Origin of the sequence: Borrelia puertoricensis (assembly GCF_023035875.1) — a bacterium.
Classification (GTDB): Bacteria; Spirochaetota; Spirochaetia; order Borreliales; family Borreliaceae; genus Borrelia; species Borrelia puertoricensis.
This window is the reverse complement of record NZ_CP075379.1, coordinates 170,308-192,320: the sequence shown is the minus strand read 5'-3', so window position 1 is coordinate 192,320 and position 22,013 is coordinate 170,308. Positions and strand designations below refer to the sequence as shown.

The window sequence follows — 22,013 nt, the reverse complement described above, 5'->3', positions numbered from 1 at the left end:
GAAGGGGTATTTATGTTAGACAAGAAACTTTTAGGTGAGTTTGGGGATATCTCGCAAATTTCTGATAATGAGCTTCTTGATATTACTGAAAAATCCAAAAGGGGATATCAGTTGATAAAGGAAGAGAGACTTCCTGAAGCAGAGGCATTGTTTAATGATATCTTACAAAAGGATTATAATAATAATTATGCTCTTGTTGGACTTGGAGACATTGAAAGGAAGAAGCGAAATTTTGATAAAGCTATAATTTATTATCAAAAATGCCTTGCTAAACATTCAAATAATAATTATGCACTTTTTGGATTGGGAGATTGTTATAGAAGTTTGGGTGATTATAAGAAGGCTACAGATGTATGGGAAGAATATTTGAAATATGATCCTGAAAATATTACGGTTCTTACAAGAGTTGCTTCTTCTTATAGGAAATTAAAAAATTTTCAAAAATCTAGGCAATCGTACTTAAGAGTATTAGAACTTGTACCTGATAATGATTATGCTCTTGTTGGTATTGGACATCTATATTATGACTTTAAGGAATATAAAGAAGCGTTGAAATATTGGCTTAGGATGTATGAAATAAATCAGGTTAAGATTGATGTTCGTGTTTTAACTTCAATTGGAAATTGTTATAGGAAATTAAAGGAATTTAGCAAGGGAATTTATTTTTTCAAAAGAGCTTTGGAAATTTCTCCTAATAATTTTTATGCTATTTTTGGACTTGCTGATTGCTATAGAGGAAGTAAAGAGTATCATGAAGCCTTAAAATATTGGCTTACAATAATAGATAAGGATCCAAAGAATAGTCTGGTTTTAACAAGAGTAGGTGATACTTACCGGTACTTGAGAGAGTATGAAAATTCACAAATTTATTATAAAAAAGCTCTTGATGTTGATTTTGACATGTTTGCTATACTTGGTCTTGCATTACTTCAAAAGGAGCAGGGGCAGTATGGAGAGGCATTGTCAGCTATTAAAAATTTGATAAAAACCAATCCTAAGAACTCAATATTATATGTAAATGCTGCTGAATGTTATGAGTCATTAGGTCAGATTGAAAGTGCTATAGATATTTTGTCAAGTTTCTTGCAACTTGGAATGAAAAATGTTACTATCATTGACTACATTACTAACCTTAAAAAAAAGATGGATTCATGAATCTTAATTTTGAAAGATCTATTTTTTTAGAAAAGTTGATAGATACTCACGTTCATTTTAATGAACTTAAGAAAAATTCTATTGATATTCATTATCTTATTAATGAATGTTTTAAAAATGGATTTTCTTATTTTCTTGATATTGGATTGTATCCTAGTGATTTTTATGAGAGAAAGCAACTTTTAGATGCTTATCCTAATATTTCACTAACAGTTGGAATACATCCTTTAAGTAAGGCTTTAAGAGATGATTTTGAATTGATTGAGAGTATTTTAGCAAAGGAAAACGTTGTTGCTGTTGGTGAAATTGGACTTGATTACCTTAAAGGAGATAATAAAAGGGAGCAGATTGAAACTTTAAATATTCAATTGGATTTGGCTAGTAAATATAAAAAGCCCGTCATTTTGCATGTAAGAGAGGCTTATGATGATGTTTACAATATTATTAAATCTTCCAATTTTATAAGTAGAGGCATATTGCATTGTTATTCAGGTAATTATGAGTATGCTAAAAAATTTCTTGATTTTGGATTTAAGATATCTTTTGCAGGTAATTTAACTTTTAAAAATTCAGAGCCTTTAAGAGGAGTTTTAAAGAAATTAAATATTGAAGATATTTTAATTGAAACAGACAGTCCATTTTTGGCTCCAGTTCCTTTAAGGGGCAAGATTAATGCTCCATGTTTTTTAGGATATACATGTCTTGAGATTGCAAAAATTAAAAATTGTGATGTGGATAGCGTTATAACTGCGTTGTATGGTAATTTTAAGGATTTATTTAATGATTTAATTTAACAATTATTTTCTCTCATTAGTAATTAATATTTTTTGTTTGTCAATTGTTGCTTATCAATTCACTTAAATGTATGTTAATTTATAATTAGATTTATATTGTTTTTTCATAGATGTTGAATTCGTATTGAAAATCTTTATTAATTTTTTTTGTTATTTCAAGCAAATCGAGTTCATTCATGCTGATTATGTATTTTGTGTTAATTTCTTTTAAATCTTTTTTATTACTTCCAATCAATATAAATTCTATTTTTTTAAAAAAGGATGATTCTGATAATTTTTTTAAAAGAACGTGATTATTTTTCATTGAGAATAGGATCACTTTTGTTATTTTTGGAGTAATCAAATTTTTTAAATACAGAATATTTTTATCATTTATTGTAGTAATGTTTATATTTTGTTCTTTTGCACTTTTTTCCAAGTGTTTTGAATCCGTTTGATTTAGTGTGTTGTCTTTCATTATTAATGAGTTTGTTAAATCTATTGAGGGGTTATTGAATATAAAATCTATTGCTTTTTTTAATGAAAATTTTACTTTAGATAGATAAAAAGTTTTTTTTTTAATTTTATTGATATTAAATATTTCATTGTTTGATTTATGTGTTAAAAGTATCTTTTTTACATTATTTAGTTTGTCTTTAATAATTTCGATGTTTTTTTCATTGATAAAGAGTGTTTTATCTTGTATGAATGGAGAATTTTTAATTTTGAAAAAATACTCTGTGGCGTCTGAAAAAATTATGACATAACTAAAATTTTTATCTGTGATTTTATTGTTTTTACAACTTAAATTTAGAATTAAAATAATTGCAATAATAAAAGTCTTTATTGTATGTATCATTATTTTACAGTTCCAATGGCTTTCTTGTTTACGATTGTGATTCCTAATAGTATTATTAATGTTATTAGAGCGTAAATTTGTGCGTTAGTTAAAATTAATACTTTTAAAAATGTTATAATTGCTTCTAAGATCAAGGTAGGAACAAAAATTAATTGATATCCATTTATGTTTTGTGTTATATGAAGACGTATTCCTTTTTCGCATATAATTGCTGTGAATATTAGTTCTAATATATGTAGAAGCGGTATTTTAATATACTCATATGTGCCAAAAACTTTACTGTTTGTTATGATGAGTGCTAGATTTTTAGAGAGTATTAGTCCAAATGCAAAATATATTAAAAATATTGGATTTTTTTTAAGCAATGAGTTGGGATTGAATGTAAAAAAAAATGTGAATATAAATAATGGAAAAACATAGTAATATATTTGTTCTTTAATAAATATTGAATATGCTAAACTGAATTTTGTTTGGTAATTTATGAGCAAGCTTTTATATAATATGAATTCTTCTATCAAATATAGTAGGGAAAAAATGGTCATTGCAAATAATATTGATGTTGCATGAATATAATTTTGCTTAATTAACTTTAATTGAGGATGTTTTATTATCATGTATAGTTTAAAAACTAAAGGTAGGCTTGTTAGTAAAAATATATTCATAATGGGTAAATTTTACTTTTAAATGACTTATTAATCAATTAAATTTTTACTTTTTATAATTTTTCAAAAATTCTTTTTATTATTGTGTTTAAGAGATATGTGTTCGAATTTACTTTTTAGAGAAGGTATATTAAAATTAGTTATTGATTAATGCTGTTTGAGGAGTTAGTATTTTTAAATGATAAATAGAAGTTCCGGTAAGGATAGATCAAGATCCGGTGATAAAGAATTGAGAATTAATCATAAGATTAAGGCCCGTGAGGTTAGGGTTATTTTTGATAATGGAACTCAATCTGTTTTGCCAATTGAAGATGCTATTAAGTGTGCTAGGGATGCTGAGCTTGATTTGGTTGAGGTTTCCCCAAATTCAGTGCCACCTGTTTGCAAGATAATTGATTATGGGAAATATAAATTTCATCAGGAAAAGCGTCAAAAAGAGCAAAAAAGAAATCAAAAAATAGTTAAACTTAAAGAAGTTAGGATGCAGCCAAAGATAGATACTCATGATCTTGATTTTAAGTATAGAAATATTTTAGGATTTCTCAAAGAGGGTAATAAAGTAAAAGTTACTATAAGATTTAGAGGACGTGAACTTGCTCATACTCATTTGGGCTATGGAATTTTAGAGAGTATTCTTGAGAGGGTAGGTGAGTCTAATTATGTTTTAGAGTCCCCTGCTAAGATGGAGGGCAAAACAATGTTTTTAATTATTGCACCTAAGTCTAAGAAGTAGTGATTAAGGAGATGTAAATGTCAAAAATGAAAACATGTAAAAGTGCAAAAAAAAGATATGCTTTTACTTCAAAAGGTAAAATTAAATATAAGAAGCAAAATTTAAGACATATTTTGACAAAAAAGTCTTCAAAGAGAAGAAGGAAGTTGGGTAAGTCAGGTTTGGTTTCAAGTTTTGAGATTAAGAGAATCAAAACCTTATTGCCTTATGCTTAAATATTGATTTAAGGAGATTATATGGCTAGAGTTAAGAATGGGATAGTTCACGTTGCAAGACGAAAGAGGATCTTAAAGAAAACCAAGGGTTTTTGGGGTACTAAGAAAAGTAATTATAAGAAAGCCAAAGATACTCTTCGTAAAGGCATGATGTATGCTACAAGAGATAGAAAGGCTCGTAAGAGGGATTTTAGAAGTTTATGGATTGTGAGAATTTCTGCTGCTTTAACTGGTATGGGAATTAACTATTCAAAGTTTTTTGAAGGTTTGAGAAAGTCTAATATTAAACTTAATAGAAAAATTTTATCTAATTTAGCAATTGAAGATATTGAAACTTTTAAAAAAATTGTTTACGAAATAAAAAATTAAAAACTTCCTGGGAAGTTTAATTGTAGGGATTAGAGTTATTTTTTGCGACATCTCACTAAATTGGGGGATTTAAGTATTTTTTTAACGGATAGTTGCATAGACGTATTAAAAGTTAAAAATGAAAGTCCCATCTTTGAAAATAGCGCTAAATGAAAATATTCCTATGTTGGCTTCTCGGGATTTTATTTAAAGGAATATTATTTGTGAAATTTATTTCTCTTGATAATATCAGTAAGCAAGATAGTCTTATATATTATAGAAGAGTATATTTTGCTGACGCTTTTTATGAATATAAGGGTTTTAGTGAGACTAAGCAAGTGAAGTTTACAATAGAAGTAACTCCTTTAGGTGAGAAACATATCACTATTGATTTTATAGATCCTTTAAATTATCCTGTTCTTAGTTTGATGGTTGCAATCAAGAGGCATGTTATTGATCTTGATATAAAAGGTGAGCTTCCTTGACATTATCTTTTGAAACAGAAAAGGAAATGATAAACTTTTCTAAATCTTTTTTTAATCCCTTGCCTATTGGTAAGATATTTGGTCTTTGTGGTGATATGGGAGCTGGGAAGACAACCTTTTTAAAAGGTTTGGCTTTAAATCTTGGCGTTTCTTACTTTACAAGTCCAACTTATAATATTGTTAATGTTTATGAGTTTGTAGATTTTAAATTTTATCATATTGATTTGTATCGTTTGAATATTTTAGATGAGTTTCAACTTATTGGTGGAATGGAGATTATCTTAGATATGTCAGCTATAATAGCTATTGAGTGGCCAGAGATAATTATTGATGTTTTGCCAAAGAATAGGTTGGTGTTTTTAACATTTAAAATAAAAAATACTAGTAGGATTTTAGAATTTAGCAATGAATACCCTTGCAATTGAATATTCACATAAAGCTTTGTTGGTTCATTTTGAAATTAATGGTGAGGTCTTTTCTTTAATTAAGGGTAAAGATAAGATTAATTATGCTCTTAGTATTCCAAAATTATTTAATGATTTTGTATTAGAATGTGGTATTGATCTAAATAAACTTGATTTACTTATTAATTCTTCTGGTCCTGGTTCTTTTACAGGCTTGAGAATTAGTTTAAGTTTTCTTAAGGGGCTTTCTTTAGGTCTCTCAATTCCTTTTGTGAATGTACCTACATTTGATGTTTTTGCGAGATTGGTTAATACAAGCGCAGATACGCTAACTTTAAGTTTTACAGCAGGTAAATATTTCCTTGGGTGTTATAAGAATTCTAAATTTTGCGGGAAAATTTTTTGTTTTTCTGAATCAGAGTTATTTGAATATTTAAATAGTTTTGACTTTAAATTTGTTATTGTGGGTAATGGTATTGAATTTATTTATGAAAAGCTTAAAAATAAGTTTGAGATTATCAGTGATATGGATTCTTTTGGTTCGGTTTTGACGGAGCTTGGCAAGTTTAAATATTTAAAAAACAGACAGGGAGATGATATTTTGTCAGGACCTTTTTATGTAAGACTTAGTGATGCAGAAATTGAATCTTATTTACTAAAATAATCAAATAAATTTTTAATTTTATGTATATTATTCTTGTCTTGTAGTATTGATTTTTTGTTTTCTTCTTTGATGATGTCATAAATTTCAGATCTAAGTATTTTGATATTTTCAGGGGCTTTTATAGCTATTTTAACGCTATCTTTTTTTATTTCTAATATTGAAATTTCAATGTTAGAGTCTATTTTTATGCTTTCGTTTGCTTTTCTTGATAATACTAGCATATTTATTCCTTCTTAAAGACTCTATATCTAAGATAATGCTCTTCATTTGTAGATATGGCTTGTTTCCCAATTAATTTCTTTTTGTTTAATATGATTGGAGCTTTTAAATTAGCCGTTATTTTTCTATAGTTTTTTACATGCATGTTAATTATACATAGTATGACTTTTTCATCTTCATTTTCTGTTTGGATATCTAACCAATCTTCTTCCTCTATATTTGGCAAATATTTTTCTAAAAAATTAAAGGGCGATGTTACTAAAAAGTTTATTTCTCCGTTTATCGATTGCATTATAGAGAAAGGTTTGTGTTCAGAATCTTTGATTATAAATTCTTTAATCTCTTCAAATCCCAGTATTCCTTTAGGAAAGTTAAATTTTATACTAATTTCGTTTTTCATTTTATTTTAGAAAATCTAATAATGTTGTTTGCATGATTCTTGCGGAAACCCCTAAAGATACTTGATAAGCTAAACTTGTCATGTTAAGTTCCGTTATTGCTTTTGTGACATCAAGATCGGTATATTTAACCATATCATCTCTCATATCCATTATTTCTTTAGTTATCCTTTCATAACTTCTATCAAGCCTATTTTCTTTAGTGCCAAGATCAGCTAATGTTGCAAAAATTTTATTTAAACTTGCATCGATTTCTGCTAAACTTCTACTTCCAATAATTTCTTCTCTATTTTCTTCTAGATTATCTCTTAACTCAATTAAGCTATCAAAAATTGTTTTATTTCTAACCTCAGCATTGTTTGCAATATTATAGGGAGGTTCTTTGGTATCATTATTTTGGGTCAGAATACCTAGCTCTTGTAGTACTGTTGAACCTTTCTCTTCTGTTATCCATATTTGGTGAGGTATTGTTGTTTGTATGACTATTGAATTTAAAATACGATCAAGATTAGCTTCGACAGGAGCAGATGATTCATTTATCTTGGCAATAATGTCAGCAGCGGTATCACCTGCTGTTAATACTATTTCAATGTTATCAATATAAATTTTTGTGTTTTCCTTGACAATAAATCCATTAACATTTTTTGATGATGTTATGTAATGATTGTGAGAAAAAAATATTTCGCTTCCAGGATAGTTATTTGGGATATAAATTTCATTATATATTTCAGTTGTTTGTTCTGTTTGGTTTCCATTGTAGTCTATTCTTACTATTTGAGTTTCTGCTTTATCTTGAGTTAGTTTGTTTATCCTGTTTTCTCTAATTACTTTAAATGCTTCATTATCAATTTTAGTTCCTGCAAATATGCTATATCCATCTGATCCTTTTACATTTGCTATTGCAACGACATCTTCAAGTATTGCATTTATTTCTTTTGCTATTATCTTTTTATCATCAGCTTTGTATGTACTGCTTGCACCTTGGACAGTTATTTCTTTTGCACGAGTTAAAATATTTGCAAGGGATTGTAAATACCCTTCCATATATCTTAATTTTCCTTTGGCGCTGTTGATATTTTTAACATAGGTATTAAGCTTAAATATATCACTGTCTAATCTTATTGCATGAGTGACACCTGTTGGATCGTCTCGCAAATTTGTAATTCTTTTTCCACCTTGGTATAGGCTGCCTAAAAGTTTTGTTATTTTTACTTCTTTGTCTGTTGAAGATGTCTTTAAGTTATCATATGTCAAAGGATGACTTACTCTGTTTATCATACATTATACTCCCATTTTATTTATGATTGTATCTATTAATTCTGCAGAAACTGTGATGAATTTGCTTGCGGCAATAAATGATTGTTGAAATTCTATCATGTTTGCTAATTCTTCATCTTTATTGACACCAGATATTGATAGTCTTAAATCAGTTAAACTTTTAAGTATTTGTTCTTGACTATTTTTTGTAATTTCTGCTGTTTGTCCTTTGATTGCAATATTGGAAGCCGTGTTTGCGAAGTAGTCATTTAGTGTTGCATTCTTTCCAATCATGATTTGTGAGTTTACAAAAGATGCAATACGTAACGCTGCCTTATTGTCTCCAATAGGAGCGTTGTTTGTTGGAGTTTTAATTCCCGATACAATCTTTGATGGATCGTCTGCAATTTCTCTAGATACTTTAAGCCATGCAGCTGGATTTTTGAGAGGAGCTATTGAGTAGCTAGCTGTATTTATTAGTTGGTTGGTAGTATTAATGTCTTGATAGTTATAAGCACCCTCAGTTCCCGATGCATTTAAAATGCCTGTGTAAGTTGTTAAAAATATCCCAGAATCTTCAATATATCTAATTCTAAAAATAGCATTGTCGTTTTCTTCTTCTTTGATTGCCTTAATTTCAAATTTTCCTTCTGCATTAATTCTTGCAGTGACTTGTGAGTTGGAGTTATTTATTTTATTTATTACGTCTTGGACGGTATCTGTTGTATTGTAGGATATTTCTATAAAATCATTTTTATTGATTGCTTGAAATTTGAGTATTCCTGAAAATCCTAGATTTTCTTCTGGAAAAATTTCATTTGTACTATTTATTTTAAATATATGAACAGAATCAAATTGACCATCTCCATTGCTGTCATGTCGTCCACGCTCATCGGTTAGCTTGTATTCTTGGTCGAAGAAAATTCTTCCGTTTTTTTGATCAAGGCCGTGTCCTGACACATGAACTTCATTTACAAGCTCTGTGATATTAATTGCCATGTTATCTATTTCATTAATTTCGTTTTTAATTTCGTTATCTCTTACATTAATAAGAGCCCCTAATTTTCCCGTATTAATATTAGCCGGTTCTCCATTATTCCATAAAATATTCCATTTAGTTCCTGTAGGGCCATTGGCTGCTTCTAATATAAATTCATTTGCAATTGCACCTTGAATTAGATGTTTTCCTTCTACATAAATTAAAAATTCATTAGGGTCTCGCTTATTTTCTATGGAGATACTGATTAAATTGCTTAGTTTATCAACTATTAAATCCCGTTCATCCATTAAATCATTTGGCTGATCTTTCATGGCGATTGATTTTGCAATTTGCTTATTAAGCTTACTGATATTCCTAAGGTAGTTATTTATCTCTTCAGTAGTGATTTTTACTTCGTCATTTGCCATTGTGTATATTCGTTTAAGAGAATGAAATCTGCTGTTTACTACTTCTGCAAAAGATTGTCCGCGTTCTAGTATAATATTTCTTTCAGCTAGTCCTTGGGGCTGTTTTGATAAATCTTGCCAGCTGTCCCAAAAATCATTTAATCTTTTTCTGATTGATTGTTCTTCCGGTTCATTATATACATTTTCAAGCAGAGAGATAAATTTGTCTTTTGAACTCCAATAGCCAAGTCTATGTGATTCTTCAGCTATTTTTATATCAAGCAAGTCGTCTCTTACTCGTTCTATGGTTTGAACCATTATTCCTTGACCTAGTTGACCAACTTTGTTTGTTCTATTTAATTGAGGAGCATAAATTGGCATTTCAGTTTTCATTATAACTCTTTGTCTTGAATATCCGGGTTTTGACGTGTTAGTTAGATTATGTCCAATTGTGTTCATAGCATCTTTGTGTGCAAATAAACTTTTTTTCCCAATTTCTATTCCTGAAAATGTTGAATCCATTTAAAACTCCTTAAGTAGTTAAAGTTTTTTGTTTATTAAAACGGATGCTTCATTTAAGTTTCCGCTTTTTGGTCCATAGGGATTTTTATAAGTTATGTTGTCTACGCTTTCTTGAGCGTCTTTAAATATTAGATCTAAAATACCAAGAGATGTTTCTGTGTAGCTTGATATTAAGTAATTTAAGTTCTGGATATTCAATATCCCTATTTTTAATCGATGAAAATAATTATATATCTCTTTTTTATAAACCGAACACAGTTTTTCTATAGCCTTGTAAGTTGATTCAAATTTTTCAGGAGCTGTAAAATTTTTCCAAAGCTCATCTCTCTTTTGTTCTATATCTTTAAATTTGTGAAGATAAATGTTTGTTTTATTTATTGCTTCTTTAAACATCGTTTCGTTTTTTTCATCAAGATATCTTTTTATATTTAGGTACATATCATATATATCTTCTACTAAAAGAACTTCTTCTTGTAAAGTATTTTTCAGTTCAGTTTCTAATTTGGTTTTCATCTTTATAAAGTAAATTATAAGTGAAATTCATAATATTTACAAATTTAGGTCATTTATTTATGTAATTGTATTTTTGAATTTTTTCTTTTATTTTTAGTCTTTGCCATTTATGCTATGTTATAATTTTTGTAGTCTATGAGCAAGTTTTTTCACAGAGAAGATGATATTGTTGCACTTGCTACTCCTTTACTTAGTAGTGCTTTGTGTGTGATTCGTAGTAGTGGGATTTCTTCAATTGAAAAATTTTCTAAAATATTTTCAGATCCTAAGCGACTGCTTGAAGCGTCTGGTCATACCATTCATTATGGGTATTTAATAGATAGAGAAATTTGTGAAAAATTGGACGAAGTTGTTGTTTGTCTTTATAGAGCTCCAAAAAGTTTTACAGGTCAAGATTCAATAGAGGTTATGGCCCATGGCTCCCCTATTGGTATAAAGAGAATTATAGGCTGTTTTTTGAAAGTGGGATTTAGAATGGCTGAGCCTGGTGAATTTACTCTTCGTGCTTTTTTGGCTGGAAAACTTGATCTTACTAAAGCAGAGGCAGTAAATGAGTTAGTTTCTGCTAAAACTAATAAGACCCATGCTCTTGCTGTTAACAAGCTTTCAGGTTCTTTGTTTACTAAAATAGATTTGATCAAAAAAGATATTTTAAATTTTCTCTCAGCACTTAGTGTTCATCTTGATTATGAAACAAGTGAATATGAGGTTACCATTCCTTTTGAGGTTATTTCAAAAAGCAGAGATGAACTTAAGAGATTGATTGATTCTTATAATACTGCAAGGAAACTTGATCATGGAATTGCATTAGTTTTGGCCGGTTCTGTTAATGTTGGCAAATCTTCTCTTTTTAATTTGTTACTAAAGGAAGATAGGGCTATAGTTTCCTCTTATGCTGGCACTACAAGAGATTACATTCAAGCAAGCTTTGAATTTGATGGTATTTTATTTAATGTTTTTGATACAGCAGGACTTAGAGAGACTAGTGATTTTGTTGAACAGTTGGGTATCGTTAAAAGTAATTCTTTAATTAAGGAAGCATCTTTAGTGCTTTATGTTATTGATTTGAGTGCAAGATTAACAAATGACGATTTAAAATTTATTGATTCTTATAAGGGACATTCTAAGGTGATTTTTGTTTTAAATAAGATGGATTTAGAATCAAATAAACAAACAGTTGAATTTTTTAATTCGGATAATATAAATTCATCAAATTTAGTAAAGATTAGTACTAAGACTTTATTTGGCATAGATTCTCTTTATGATAAGATAAGGTCATTGACATGCTTTGATTATATTGATATTGATGATTATGATGTTATCGTATCATCAAGTCGCCAAGTAGAACTTTTAAAAAAAGCTTATACCTTAATTATTGAGTTGTTAAATAAGATAGAAAAAGGTATAAGCTATGATATGTTGGCATTTGATGTTTATGAAGTTCTTAATTTTTTAGGCGAAATAACGGGTGAGGTTACTAGTGAAGATGTACTTGACAATATGTTTAAGAATTTTTGTTTAGGAAAATAGATATAGATATGGATTTCGATGCTATTGTGATTGGAGGTGGACATGCTGGTATTGAAGCATCCTTAGCTCTTGCAAGATTAAATTTTAAGACGCTTCTAATTACTCAGAATTTAGATACGATTGGTAAACTTTCTTGTAATCCTGCTATTGGTGGACTTGCTAAGGGAAATATGGTGCGTGAAATTGATGCTCTTGGAGGAGAGATGGGATGCCTTATTGACTTTAGTATGATTCAATTTAGAATTTTAAATAAAAGCAGAGGGCCTGCTGTTCAGGCACCACGTGCTCAGGCTGATAAATTGGCGTATCAGGTTAAGGCAAAAGAAACATTGGAAAGGCAAACCAATCTTGATCTTTTTCAAGATACCGTTAGTGACTTTTTGCTTAATTCTATGAGTAATAAAATCGAAGGTGTTGTTACAGAGAGGGGAAATAAATTTACATCTCGTGTTGTGGTTCTTACAACCGGAACTTTTCTTAGAGGTAAAATATTTATTGGTGAATATAGAGCTTGTATGGGGAGAATTTCTGAACCTGCTGCCTATGGTCTTGAAAAAATTTTACTTGAACTTGGATTTGAGATGGGTAGACTTAAGACAGGTACTCCTGCTAGGGTTCATAGAAAGAGTATAAATTTTGCAAAGACAGAAATTCAATTTGGAGATTCTGATATCATTCCTTTTTCCTTTTCAAATACTAAGATAGATAAAGTTCAACTCTCTTGTTACATTACTTATACAAATAAAAAAACCCATGCAATAATTAGTGACAATATGCATCTCTCTCCGCTTTATTCCGGTGAAATTATTGGGAATGGGCCAAGATATTGTCCTTCAATTGAAGACAAGATAGTAAAATTCAAAGATAAAGATAAACATCAAATATTTATTGAACCTGAAGGGCTGAGTACTGAAGAGATGTATCTTAATGGTCTAAGTTCATCTTTGCCCGAGGATGTTCAAAAAAGATTGATCAATAGTATTTATGGACTTGAAAATGCAGTTATTACAAGACCTGGATATGCTGTTGAGTATGATTATATTAATCCTATTGAATTATATGCAAGTCTTGAGACTAAAAGGGTTAAGGGACTTTTTGTTGCAGGACAAACTAATGGATCATCAGGATATGAGGAAGCCGCAGCTCAAGGATTGATGGCTGGAATTAATGCAGCACTTAAGTTGCAGGGGAAGGATCCAATGATACTGCCAAGAACAAGTTCTTATATTGGGGTGCTTATTGATGATCTTGTTACTAAGGGTACTAAGGAACCTTATAGAATGTTTACCTCAAGGGCTGAACATAGGCTTAATTTAAGACATGATACTAGTGATAAGAGGTTGATTAAGTGGGGATATGAAGTTGGGCTGGTTAGTGAGGAAAAATATTCTAGATATTTTTTCAAGGAGAAGCAAGTAGAAGAAATTAAGGAACTTTTGAGGCAGAGGCGTCTTAAGGAAAGAGAAGCTAGCACTTTACAGTTAAAGAAACATATTAGTAAAGATTTTTATCATATTATAAAAGATCCGTATATCAATTTAAGTGATCTTATTAATATAGATCCTAAATTGAATGCTTCAAAAGTGATTCTTGAACAGGTTGAATTAGATATTAAGTATGAAGGATACATTAATAGACAAAGAGATTTAATTAGAAGAATGAATAACCTTGAGCTTATTAAATTACCCCTTGATTTCAATTATGAAATTGATGGTTTATCCAGAGAGGCTAGGGAAAAATTTGTTAAAATCCAGCCAGCTAATCTTGCTCAGGCAAGTAGGATTTCTGGTGTTAGAAATACGGATATTCAAGTTTTACTTGTATATTTTTCAAGTCCTAAAAATAAAGTAGTGCTTAATTTGGATTTATGATGAATGATTTTGAACTTTCTTTGAAAATTTTAGGAGTTCCTTTTACTTCAAAAAGCATTGATAAATTAAGATTTTATATAGACAAAGTTTTATTATTTGATACTAGGTTTAACTTGGTGTCAAATAATGATCGAAATTTTGATGCAGTGCTTTTACATGTTCTAGATTCTGTAGCGGGATTGCCTATTATCAAAGATAATAATCCACGGCAAGTACTTGATGTAGGTAGTGGAGCTGGATTTCCAGGGATTGTTTTGGCTATTTTTGATAACTTTAGAAAGTATATTCTTCTTGAACGTAGCAATAAAAAAGCTACTTTTTTAAGGATGATTAGTTTAGAACTTGGTTTAGACAATGTTGAAGTATTAGAACGTGATGTTGATAAAGAGCAAAATAAATACGAATTTATTACAATCAGGGCTTTTAGAGATATAAGAGAATATGCAAGGATTTTGAAATTGATTTTGAAAGATGGGGGTTTGATTATGGCTTATAAGGGTAAATTAAATAAGATTAAGTTTGAAATTAGTCATATTGAATGCTTGTTTAACAAAATAGAAATAAGATCATCAACAATGAGTGATGATAAAGAGAGGAATTTTCTTTTGCTTTATAAGTAGTTATTTTATTTTTTCATTTTATCTTTTATATTTTATTTTTGATGAAAAATTTTAGTACGATAGGAGTGGTATGAAAAGTAGTTTTCAAATAGATTCTGAAGTAGAGAATGCATTAGGTTTAATAAATAAGTTTAGAAGAGAAGTTGCAAGTAGAATCCTTGGTCAAAGGGAAATGATAGATGCTATTTTAATGGGAATTTTGACTGAAGGTCATGTTTTGCTTGAAGGTGTACCAGGCCTTGCTAAAACATTGACGATTCAAACAGTTTCAGATGTTCTTGATCTTGGGTTTAAGAGATTACAATTTACTCCGGACCTTTTGCCTTCTGATCTTACAGGTAATATGGTATATAAGAGTACGACAGGGACTTTTAAGGTTAGAAAGGGGCCTGTATTTTCAAATATTATTTTAGCGGATGAAATTAATAGAGCACCTGCAAAGGTTCAATCAGCACTTCTTGAGGCAATGAGTGAGCGTCAAGTAACTCTTGGAGATGAGACACATAAGCTTCCTGATCCATTCTTTGTTCTTGCAACACAAAATCCAATTGAACAAGAGGGGACTTATAATTTGCCAGAAGCTCAACTTGATAGATTTTTGTTAAAGATTAATGTGAAATATCCTTCTATTCAAGATGAAATTAAGCTTCTTAAAATATTCTCAGTGGATGGCGGACTTGAGAATATTAAAGTTGCAAAAATAATGAATGCTTATTCTTTAGCAGATCTCAAGCGTACAATTGGAAAGGTTAAGGTAGATGATAAGATAATGCTTTATATCGTTACTTTAATAGCGGCTTCTCGTGAAAATGACAAAAAAACTTATCCATTTACTAAATATATTGAGTTTGGAGCATCTCCTAGGGCATCACTTAGTTTGCTCAAATGTGCTCGTGTTAATGCCCTTTATGAGGGGCGATTGTTTGTTCTTCCTGAAGATGTTAAGTCAGTGGCTTATAATGTGTTGAGACATAGAATTACTCCATCTTATGAGGCAGAGGTTGAGGAGATGAATACTGATGATATTATTAAGATACTTCTCTCAGCTGTGGCGCTTCCTTAAGGGTTTAAATTTCATATGCAATATGATAATGAATCAAATGCTAGTACTAAGACTAAGATAAAAGCTTTAAAATTTTTCTCCAGAAAAATGCTTTTGGAGCTTAATTTTGGTGGATATCGTTCTATTTTTAAGGGTCTTGGTCTTGAATTTCATGAGTTTAGACCTTATGAGGAGACGGATGACGCTAGATTTATTGATTGGAATGTTAGTTCGAAAGCGGATAGCATCTTCTCTAAGGTTTTTAGAGAAGATAAGGGAATGAATCTTCATTTACTTGTTGATAATTCTCTTTCAATGAGTCTGGGAAGCTTGACTAGTAAAAAGGAAATTCAAGATTTATTAGTTTCTATTTTTGCTCATATGGCATTTTTTAATAATGATAAGATAGGTATAACTTTTTTCTCAAGTGAAACGGATAAGTTTATTTCATCTCGAAAGGGGCATTCACATTTAGGGCGAATTTTAAATGAGACAATAAATAGGCGCCTTAAGAGAGGAAGTAATTTAACTTATGTATTTAAAAATACAGCTGAATATTATAAGAAGAGATCTTTAATTATCATTATTTCAGATTTTAAAGCCAGTAATTATTTTAAATCTTTAACTGTTCTTAGTAAACGTCATAATATTATTGCAATAAGGCTTACAGATTTTTTTGATGAAAATCTTCCTCAATATGGATTTTTAACTTATGAAGATATTGAAACTTGTGAAGATTTTTTGACCTCTGGATTTAGTAAAACGATATTGAATAGTTATAAAAATTATTGGACATTAGATAAAATCAAATGGAGAAAAGAATGTATAAAAAGAGGTATTAATTTTATAGAAATTAGTACTAAAGATGATGTTTTTAGAAAGCTAAAAGCTCTTTTAAAAAAGGAGAATGATATTTGAAAAACACAATTGTCTTTGTCATGTCTTTTTTGTCTTTTTATTTATTCTCTTATGAGATAAAAAATGAGATATTTATCCCAACTCGTTATTATGTGGGAGATACTGTTGAGCTTAAATTTTCGTTAATTCTTGGTGAGAATGAAAAATTTATCCCTGCTGAATTTGAGGAAATTAAAAATGAGTTTGTTGAGGTTAATTCACTTCTTTACAGACCTGAGAGCGGGGAGGTAATAATATATTTTGTTTCGTTTTATGTCGGAAGCAATACTCTTCCGCGTATTTATGTTGGAGATATTATCAGCAATGATAAATCTTTTAAATTAATTCTCAATAATGTCAAAATAAATACTAGTAAGTTAATTGCAGATGATGATGTTCTTAAAATTCAGGATATAGAGGGAGTGCTTTTTCTTCCAGGAACAAGTACGTATCTTGTTATTTTTATTTTAGCTCTTGTAGTAGTTCCTTACTTTTTTATTAAATTTTTGAAGCTTGTCAAGCAGTTATTAGTGTTTTTAATAATGAAGCATAATTTAAGAAAACCTTATAAAGTGTTTCAGAAACAAATGATTATTTTGTCTAATTATATTAAGAGTCACGAAGAACAGGTTATTTTTTATAATTTATTGAATTCATCTTTAAGGGTTTATTTGTCTAAAAAAACAGGTTTTGATTTTAATGCAATTACTACGACGGAAATTTCTGAAATTTTGCAAAATTTTAATGTTCCTTATGAAATTCGTTCAACTTTTGTTAATATGCTTAGGCTTTCTGATTTTAGTAAATTTAGTGGAATCAATTTATCAGGTGGAAATTTATCACTTATTTTAGATGATTTAAGGAAAGCAGCTTTTAATTTTGAAGAATTTAATAGAGGGGATAATGTTAACATTCAATGAGCCTTTATATTTATTTTTACTTATAATTCTTCCATTAATAATTTATTTTAGCCATTTTTTTAAGAGTAGAGGAGGAAAAGTTAAATTTCCAATATCTATTTATGGAAACTTTGGTTCTATAAAATTAAAGGATTATGGATTGAATTTGCTATATTTTATGACTTATGCTTTATTTTATTTAGCAATGACAGTTATGATCTTAACCTTAGCAGGTCCTTCTATTTCGAAGAAGAAAACGACTTATCTTAGTAGTGGAGCTGATATTGTTATTGTTCTGGATATATCTCCTAGCATGGGTGCTATTGAATTTTCATCTAAAAATAGACTTGAATTTGCAAAAGAATTGATTAAATATTTTGTTTATCAGAGAGAAAATGACAATATTGGATTGGTAGCTTTTGCTAAGGAAGCTTCTTTGATAGTTCCACTTACAATTGATAGAGATTTTTTTTCTAAAAAATTAGATGATATTTATATTATGGATCTTGGCAATGGTTCTGCTTTGGGCCTTGGTATTTCCATTGCTCTTTCTCATTTAAAGCATTCGGAAGCACCTAGGAGATCAGTGATTGTTTTAACAGATGGTGTAGTTAATTCGGATGAAGTTTATAAGGATCAGGTAATAAATCTTGCTCAAGGATTAAATGTTAAAATTTACTCTATTGGAATTGGTAGCAGTGAAGAGCTTAGTGTTGGGTTTAAATTGAGATCTGGTAGGTTTTATCAAGGTACTTTAAGAGAGATTTATGATTCTAGTATGATTTTTGAGATTTCAAGTAAAACAGGAGGACTTTTTTATTCTGTAGGCGATGATTTTTCATTTAAACTTGCAATACAGGATTTTTCGAAAAAGGAAAATGTGGAGAGAAAGGTTAAAATTTCGGTTGATAATGATGGTGTTCACAATGAATTTTTATTGGTAATATTTTTCTTATTAATCCTTTACTTCATTTTATCTAAGGTCTTTTTAGAAGAGGTGTTATGAGTATAGGCAATTATTATGCTTTTTACTTGTTTATAATTTTATTTTTAGTTCTTTTTTTATATATTTATAATTTTAGAAAAGCGCTTCCATTGTTTAAGACTTTAAGTCTTATGTATGTTAATAATGCTTACATTAAAAATTATTATATAAAAAAAATTCTTATGATGTTCTTTTTTGTATTGAGTCTGGGTTCTTTAATTGTTTCTATCTTGGATATTTCTTGGGGGCAAAAAGCTACTGAGGATAAAAGATCAAATTTAAGGATATCTTTTGTTGTTGATATTTCTCGTAGTATGTTAACCTTTGATGAAGGAAAATCGATTAATAGGCTTGAGAGTGCTAAGAATTTTATTGGTTTGATTTTAAATAATTTTGAGAATGTTGAGTATTCACTTACTGTTTTTAAAGGTAAATCCTTGTTAGTGTTGCCATTTTCTAAGGATAAAGCTAGCTTACATAAGATGTTAAATTATATTGAGCCTAATTTAATAAGTTTTCCTGGTAGTTTTTTAGGTGAAGGAGTTTTTAGTACCATACAGGGAATAAAAGATGGTTCTTATTATAATTTTTTGGTAATTTTAACAGATGGAGATGAATGGGGTGAGAATAATTATTATATTTTTCCTAAGTTGGTTGATGCACTTAATCTTACAAGCTTTGTAGTTGGGATTGGAAGTAATAAGCCATCTCCTTTGATTGATAATAATTTAAGTGTTAAGGATAAAAATGGCAATGTAGTGGAAGCCATGCTTGATGAGGATAATTTGTATCTTTTAACGTCTTCTCTTAAGGGTTCTTATTATAATTTATATTTAAAAGGTACTAATTATGTTATTAATGAGATAAGGAATGATATAATGAAAAAAAGTTCAAGTGATATTTTGCTTATTGGTATTCTAAGATATAAGCTTTTTTTAGCTATCTCTTTTTTATTTATAGTATTGTATCTATTTGTTAAGGTCATTAAATGGGACGAAACTTTTTAATTTGGTTTTTAATGAGTTTTATGTTTGCATCCTTTTTATCTTGTTCTAATATTAGAGCTATGTCTCTTATGGCCATTGGTAATTATGAATATATTAGAGGTGATTATCAGGGTGCGATTTCCACTTATTATGATCTTGTAGATGATAAGCAAGCTACGTCGTGGGGTTATTATAATCTTGGGATTGTATATTATTCTTTAGGAGAGTATGAAAGCTCTCTTCGGATGTTTTCGTATGCAAAAAGAGATAATGATTCCTTTTTGAATTTTAATATAAACTATAATGAGGGAATAATATACTATAATCAAGGACTTTATCGAAAAGCAGAGGTGGCATTTAAGGAAGCTTTAAGGATCAATCCTGCAAGTTATAATGCTAAATATAATCTTGAACTTGCAATAATTAAAAAAAGAACTATTCCAGAAGATTTAGATAGTTTAAGTGTTAAGAGAAGTCAAAATTTTATTGAGAACAATGAAAATTTTTTAAGGTATATTGAAAATCTTGAGAGGGTTTTATGGGTAACAAGATCAGAAGAACAAACTGTGTCTTTGCAAGAAGATTGGTGATATCTTTAGTTTTATTTTTTATAAATTTTGAAATTTATTCTTTATCTGGTACCGATTATTTAGTATCAACTAAGGTCCTTAAAGGAACTAAGGTTGTTCATGTGATTAGATTAAATTTATCTCAAGATATTGATGAGACATCATTAAAGTTTGAAATAAGTAAAGATATAAATGATAACACCGAAATTGCTTCGATATCAAAGGTACCAGATGGAGATAATATTGTTACAGAAATAAAAATTGAATATGATTTTGATAAATTGGGATTTGTTAAGATTCCTTCATTAAAAGTTGTTTATCTTGGTGAAGTTTATTTAAGTTCAGAGTTTGAAGTGGTTGTTTTGAAAGAAGATGAGTCGCAGTTCTTTGGTTTGCCAGTTAAATTGTATTGGGATTTTGATAAAGAAGAAATTTATGAGTATCAGAGTGTTGGATTTGTTTTGCGTGTCAATTGGCTTGTGAATAATAATTTGAAGTCTATTGCTAGTTCTTTTAACGCTGTTAAAGATGCAATGATTGATAGAACCCCTATATTTGAAAATATTAAATATAGAACTTTTAATAGTAAAGAAATCTTGGATGTACCCCTTTATAACTTTATATTAACCCCTCTTAGAGGTTCAAAAGATATTGTTATTCCTAGTGTTTCTTTTAATATAGGTGAAAATATTGCCCGTATGAGTCCTGGTATTTCTTTAAAAATTAAACCAATACCCGATGAGGTTAAGTCTTTGGCCGTTGGAACTTTTAAAATTGATTATGAATTTCCTAATTCAACTTTAATTAATCAAGATACTTTTACTGTTTTAATAAAAATTACAGGGCAAGGTAATCTTCCACATATTCGTTTTCCAGAAATTGAGACTTATAATTCTAAAGTTATTTATAATAAAAAAAATTATAATTTTGAACCTTCAAAAGATGGTTATAAGGGCAGTATATCTAGGATATATACTCTTAAACCAGATAATAAGGGTAATTTATTCTTAAATATTGGTGATTTTACTTATTTAAATCCTGATGATGGGAAAGTTTATAAACTTGATGGTAAACGACTAAAATATGAATATTATGGGGAATTGAAAAATAATAATGATTCTGGTCAAGAGTTATTGTCAGATTTTAGTTTGCTTTCATATCATGATATTTTAAAACATAGGAATAAAACTTTTTTATTCTTTGTTCCTGTTTATTACTTAATTTTGATACCAGGAATTTTATTCTCTTTAGCTGTTTTTATTAAATATAAAAAGTTCTTTATCGCATCAGGTTGTGGATTAGTTATTTTAATATTAACTCTTGCTGTTAGTCTTAATGCTATTAACGATAGTTCTTTGTCAGAAAATAATATAAATGATTTAATTGAAGATTATAAATCAAAAAATTATGTTAATGCTCTTAATAGAATTGATAATATTCTTAAAAAGAATCCAAGTTATTCAGGACTGTGGTTAAACAGAGCTCTCATTTTGAATAAAATGGATAGATATTTTGATGCAATTTATTCAGCTTATAAAGCATTTTTTACTTCACCAAGTAATGATACCTTTTACAGGGTGATTGATTTTATTGAGGCTAAGAATGGAGTTAATGAAAATATTCGAAACAATAGTTTTGTTTGGTCTAATATTTTTTTTATTATTAGTTTAATTTTAATAAATATTTTAATAATGATTATTTCTTGTAAATTTTATGCAAAAAATTTAAAGAAAATTATTTTATTCTTGCTTTTATCTGTAACGTGTTTTACTTTATTTCAAACATATTACTTTTATGTTGACCAGCAGTCTGAGATTGGAATTATTAAAGGTGATCTAGTTTCTCTTTATAAAGTTCCTGATAATTTTTCAAGAAGCTGGCGATTCTTAAATGGGAATATAAGTGTTTATTTACTTAATAGAAAAGATGACTTTGTTCTTATTCAAACAAGTCATGGCCTTCAGGGATGGATTCATAAAAACTTTATTGCATCTGTTAAAGATAGTTTAATATAAAGTAAT

The 22,013-nt window shown here is 29.0% G+C and carries 25 protein-coding genes; 18 read left to right on the top strand and 7 right to left on the bottom strand.

Annotated elements, in window-relative coordinates:
* The first annotated feature begins 12 nt into the window (after positions 1–12).
* A complete protein-coding gene (locus bpuSUM_RS00945; protein ID WP_247065381.1) occupies positions 13–1,155 on the top strand; it encodes a tetratricopeptide repeat protein in 1,143 nt (380 codons plus the stop codon).
* Complete coding sequence (locus bpuSUM_RS00940; RefSeq protein WP_247065380.1) at positions 1,152–1,949, top strand: TatD family hydrolase; 798 nt, start codon at positions 1,152–1,154, stop codon at positions 1,947–1,949. The genes bpuSUM_RS00945 and bpuSUM_RS00940 overlap by 4 nt, the downstream gene beginning before the upstream one ends.
* A 91-nt stretch (positions 1,950–2,040) precedes the next feature.
* Here bpuSUM_RS00940 and bpuSUM_RS00935 read toward each other — a convergent pair whose 3' ends face one another.
* Both bpuSUM_RS00935 and bpuSUM_RS00930 read right to left on the bottom strand, forming a co-directional pair.
* Entirely contained in the window at positions 2,041–2,787 is a 747-nt protein-coding gene (locus tag bpuSUM_RS00935; RefSeq protein WP_247065379.1) for a hypothetical protein, read from the bottom strand.
* A complete protein-coding gene (locus bpuSUM_RS00930) occupies positions 2,787–3,449 on the bottom strand; it encodes a hypothetical protein (RefSeq protein WP_247065378.1) in 663 nt (220 codons plus the stop codon). Before bpuSUM_RS00930 ends, bpuSUM_RS00935 begins: the two co-directional genes overlap by 1 nt.
* Positions 3,450–3,627: 178 nt before the next feature.
* On the opposite strand from bpuSUM_RS00930, the gene infC reads away from it, so the two are divergent.
* From infC to tsaB, 6 genes are all read left to right on the top strand, one after another.
* Entirely contained in the window at positions 3,628–4,182 is a 555-nt protein-coding gene (gene infC / locus bpuSUM_RS00925; protein ID WP_247065377.1) for a translation initiation factor IF-3, read from the top strand.
* Between the two features lie 17 nt (positions 4,183–4,199).
* Entirely contained in the window at positions 4,200–4,397 is a 198-nt protein-coding gene (rpmI, locus tag bpuSUM_RS00920; RefSeq protein ID WP_025375227.1) for a 50S ribosomal protein L35, read from the top strand.
* A 21-nt stretch (positions 4,398–4,418) separates the two neighbouring features.
* Positions 4,419–4,766 carry a 50S ribosomal protein L20 gene (rplT, locus tag bpuSUM_RS00915; RefSeq protein ID WP_247065376.1) on the top strand — a complete coding sequence of 116 codons (348 nt, stop codon included), beginning with the start codon at positions 4,419–4,421 and terminating at the stop codon, positions 4,764–4,766.
* A gap of 203 nt (positions 4,767–4,969) precedes the next feature.
* On the top strand, positions 4,970–5,230 hold the full coding sequence (locus bpuSUM_RS00910; protein WP_247065375.1) for a hypothetical protein: 261 nt from the start codon (positions 4,970–4,972) through the stop codon (positions 5,228–5,230).
* A complete protein-coding gene (gene tsaE / locus bpuSUM_RS00905) occupies positions 5,227–5,655 on the top strand; it encodes a tRNA (adenosine(37)-N6)-threonylcarbamoyltransferase complex ATPase subunit type 1 TsaE (protein WP_247065374.1) in 429 nt (142 codons plus the stop codon). The genes bpuSUM_RS00910 and tsaE overlap by 4 nt, the downstream gene beginning before the upstream one ends.
* Positions 5,636–6,298 carry a tRNA (adenosine(37)-N6)-threonylcarbamoyltransferase complex dimerization subunit type 1 TsaB gene (gene tsaB / locus bpuSUM_RS00900; protein WP_247065373.1) on the top strand — a complete coding sequence of 221 codons (663 nt, stop codon included), beginning with the start codon at positions 5,636–5,638 and terminating at the stop codon, positions 6,296–6,298. The genes tsaE and tsaB overlap by 20 nt, the downstream gene beginning before the upstream one ends.
* Here the strand turns inward: tsaB and csrA are convergent.
* Genes csrA through bpuSUM_RS00875 form a run of 5 tightly spaced genes read right to left on the bottom strand, consistent with a single transcriptional unit; the run spans position 6,283 to position 10,593 of the window.
* Positions 6,283–6,519, bottom strand: a complete 237-nt coding sequence (csrA, locus tag bpuSUM_RS00895) for a carbon storage regulator CsrA (RefSeq protein WP_247065372.1) — start codon at positions 6,517–6,519, stop codon at positions 6,283–6,285. The two genes, tsaB and csrA, sit on opposite strands and share 16 nt — an antisense overlap.
* Positions 6,520–6,521: 2 nt before the next feature.
* On the bottom strand, positions 6,522–6,917 hold the full coding sequence (fliW, locus tag bpuSUM_RS00890; protein WP_247065371.1) for a flagellar assembly protein FliW: 396 nt from the start codon (positions 6,915–6,917) through the stop codon (positions 6,522–6,524).
* 1 nt (position 6,918) lies between these two features.
* Positions 6,919–8,193, bottom strand: a complete 1,275-nt coding sequence (locus tag bpuSUM_RS00885) for a flagellar hook-associated protein 3 (protein WP_247065370.1) — start codon at positions 8,191–8,193, stop codon at positions 6,919–6,921.
* Positions 8,194–8,196: 3 nt separating this feature from the next.
* Positions 8,197–10,080, bottom strand: a complete 1,884-nt coding sequence (gene flgK / locus bpuSUM_RS00880) for a flagellar hook-associated protein FlgK (RefSeq protein WP_247065369.1) — start codon at positions 10,078–10,080, stop codon at positions 8,197–8,199.
* An 18-nt stretch (positions 10,081–10,098) separates the two neighbouring features.
* Positions 10,099–10,593: a flagellar protein FlbF gene (locus bpuSUM_RS00875; RefSeq protein WP_247065368.1), complete on the bottom strand. Its 495-nt coding sequence runs from the start codon at positions 10,591–10,593 to the stop codon at positions 10,099–10,101.
* Between the two features lie 135 nt (positions 10,594–10,728).
* Between bpuSUM_RS00875 and mnmE the strand changes: the two genes are divergently transcribed.
* The 10 genes from mnmE (at position 10,729) to bpuSUM_RS00825 (ending at position 22,007) form a co-directional block, all read left to right on the top strand.
* The gene (mnmE, locus tag bpuSUM_RS00870) at positions 10,729–12,123 is read left to right on the top strand and encodes a tRNA uridine-5-carboxymethylaminomethyl(34) synthesis GTPase MnmE (protein WP_247065367.1); all 1,395 of its coding nucleotides are present in this window, start codon (positions 10,729–10,731) and stop codon (positions 12,121–12,123) included.
* Between the two features lie 8 nt (positions 12,124–12,131).
* Positions 12,132–13,994 (top strand): tRNA uridine-5-carboxymethylaminomethyl(34) synthesis enzyme MnmG, encoded by a 1,863-nt coding sequence (gene mnmG, locus bpuSUM_RS00865; RefSeq protein WP_247066216.1) that lies wholly within the window; start codon positions 12,132–12,134, stop codon positions 13,992–13,994.
* The gene (gene rsmG / locus bpuSUM_RS00860; RefSeq protein ID WP_247065366.1) at positions 13,991–14,614 is read left to right on the top strand and encodes a 16S rRNA (guanine(527)-N(7))-methyltransferase RsmG; all 624 of its coding nucleotides are present in this window, start codon (positions 13,991–13,993) and stop codon (positions 14,612–14,614) included. Before mnmG ends, rsmG begins: the two co-directional genes overlap by 4 nt.
* Positions 14,615–14,684: 70 nt before the next feature.
* Positions 14,685–15,677, top strand: coding sequence for an AAA family ATPase (locus tag bpuSUM_RS00855; protein ID WP_247065365.1), 993 nt, complete (start codon positions 14,685–14,687; stop codon positions 15,675–15,677).
* A 15-nt stretch (positions 15,678–15,692) separates the two neighbouring features.
* On the top strand, positions 15,693–16,574 hold the full coding sequence (locus bpuSUM_RS00850; protein ID WP_247065364.1) for a DUF58 domain-containing protein: 882 nt from the start codon (positions 15,693–15,695) through the stop codon (positions 16,572–16,574).
* Positions 16,571–17,473, top strand: a complete 903-nt coding sequence (locus tag bpuSUM_RS00845) for a hypothetical protein (RefSeq protein ID WP_430644642.1) — start codon at positions 16,571–16,573, stop codon at positions 17,471–17,473. Before bpuSUM_RS00850 ends, bpuSUM_RS00845 begins: the two co-directional genes overlap by 4 nt.
* Positions 17,457–18,458 carry a vWA domain-containing protein gene (locus tag bpuSUM_RS00840; RefSeq protein ID WP_247065363.1) on the top strand — a complete coding sequence of 334 codons (1,002 nt, stop codon included), beginning with the start codon at positions 17,457–17,459 and terminating at the stop codon, positions 18,456–18,458. The genes bpuSUM_RS00845 and bpuSUM_RS00840 overlap by 17 nt, the downstream gene beginning before the upstream one ends.
* Positions 18,455–19,444, top strand: a complete 990-nt coding sequence (locus bpuSUM_RS00835) for a vWA domain-containing protein (protein ID WP_247065362.1) — start codon at positions 18,455–18,457, stop codon at positions 19,442–19,444. The genes bpuSUM_RS00840 and bpuSUM_RS00835 overlap by 4 nt, the downstream gene beginning before the upstream one ends.
* Positions 19,426–20,013 carry a tetratricopeptide repeat protein gene (locus tag bpuSUM_RS00830; RefSeq protein ID WP_247065361.1) on the top strand — a complete coding sequence of 196 codons (588 nt, stop codon included), beginning with the start codon at positions 19,426–19,428 and terminating at the stop codon, positions 20,011–20,013. The genes bpuSUM_RS00835 and bpuSUM_RS00830 overlap by 19 nt, the downstream gene beginning before the upstream one ends.
* Complete coding sequence (locus bpuSUM_RS00825; protein ID WP_247065360.1) at positions 19,962–22,007, top strand: hypothetical protein; 2,046 nt, start codon at positions 19,962–19,964, stop codon at positions 22,005–22,007. Before bpuSUM_RS00830 ends, bpuSUM_RS00825 begins: the two co-directional genes overlap by 52 nt.
* Positions 22,008–22,013 lie beyond the last annotated feature (6 nt).

Excerpts from the sequence above, each read along its gene's own strand:
- bpuSUM_RS00945 (WP_247065381.1), top strand. The coding sequence starts at position 13 with ATGTTAGACAAGAAACTTTTAGGTGAGTTTGGGGATATCTCGCAAATT.
- bpuSUM_RS00940 (WP_247065380.1), top strand. The coding sequence starts at position 1,152 with ATGAATCTTAATTTTGAAAGATCTATTTTTTTAGAAAAGTTGATAGAT.
- bpuSUM_RS00935 (WP_247065379.1), bottom strand. The coding sequence starts at position 2,787 with ATGATACATACAATAAAGACTTTTATTATTGCAATTATTTTAATTCTA.
- bpuSUM_RS00930 (WP_247065378.1), bottom strand. The coding sequence starts at position 3,449 with ATGAATATATTTTTACTAACAAGCCTACCTTTAGTTTTTAAACTATAC.
- infC (WP_247065377.1), top strand. The coding sequence starts at position 3,628 with ATGATAAATAGAAGTTCCGGTAAGGATAGATCAAGATCCGGTGATAAA.
- rpmI (WP_025375227.1), top strand. The coding sequence starts at position 4,200 with ATGTCAAAAATGAAAACATGTAAAAGTGCAAAAAAAAGATATGCTTTT.
- rplT (WP_247065376.1), top strand. The coding sequence starts at position 4,419 with ATGGCTAGAGTTAAGAATGGGATAGTTCACGTTGCAAGACGAAAGAGG.
- tsaB (WP_247065373.1), top strand. The coding sequence starts at position 5,636 with ATGAATACCCTTGCAATTGAATATTCACATAAAGCTTTGTTGGTTCAT.
- csrA (WP_247065372.1), bottom strand. The coding sequence starts at position 6,519 with ATGCTAGTATTATCAAGAAAAGCAAACGAAAGCATAAAAATAGACTCT.
- fliW (WP_247065371.1), bottom strand. The coding sequence starts at position 6,917 with ATGAAAAACGAAATTAGTATAAAATTTAACTTTCCTAAAGGAATACTG.
- bpuSUM_RS00885 (WP_247065370.1), bottom strand. The coding sequence starts at position 8,193 with ATGATAAACAGAGTAAGTCATCCTTTGACATATGATAACTTAAAGACA.
- flgK (WP_247065369.1), bottom strand. The coding sequence starts at position 10,080 with ATGGATTCAACATTTTCAGGAATAGAAATTGGGAAAAAAAGTTTATTT.
- bpuSUM_RS00875 (WP_247065368.1), bottom strand. The coding sequence starts at position 10,593 with ATGAAAACCAAATTAGAAACTGAACTGAAAAATACTTTACAAGAAGAA.
- mnmE (WP_247065367.1), top strand. The coding sequence starts at position 10,729 with ATGAGCAAGTTTTTTCACAGAGAAGATGATATTGTTGCACTTGCTACT.
- mnmG (WP_247066216.1), top strand. The coding sequence starts at position 12,132 with ATGGATTTCGATGCTATTGTGATTGGAGGTGGACATGCTGGTATTGAA.
- rsmG (WP_247065366.1), top strand. The coding sequence starts at position 13,991 with ATGATGAATGATTTTGAACTTTCTTTGAAAATTTTAGGAGTTCCTTTT.
- bpuSUM_RS00855 (WP_247065365.1), top strand. The coding sequence starts at position 14,685 with ATGAAAAGTAGTTTTCAAATAGATTCTGAAGTAGAGAATGCATTAGGT.
- bpuSUM_RS00850 (WP_247065364.1), top strand. The coding sequence starts at position 15,693 with ATGCAATATGATAATGAATCAAATGCTAGTACTAAGACTAAGATAAAA.
- bpuSUM_RS00840 (WP_247065363.1), top strand. The coding sequence starts at position 17,457 with ATGTTAACATTCAATGAGCCTTTATATTTATTTTTACTTATAATTCTT.
- bpuSUM_RS00835 (WP_247065362.1), top strand. The coding sequence starts at position 18,455 with ATGAGTATAGGCAATTATTATGCTTTTTACTTGTTTATAATTTTATTT.
- bpuSUM_RS00830 (WP_247065361.1), top strand. The coding sequence starts at position 19,426 with ATGGGACGAAACTTTTTAATTTGGTTTTTAATGAGTTTTATGTTTGCA.
- bpuSUM_RS00825 (WP_247065360.1), top strand. The coding sequence starts at position 19,962 with ATGGGTAACAAGATCAGAAGAACAAACTGTGTCTTTGCAAGAAGATTG.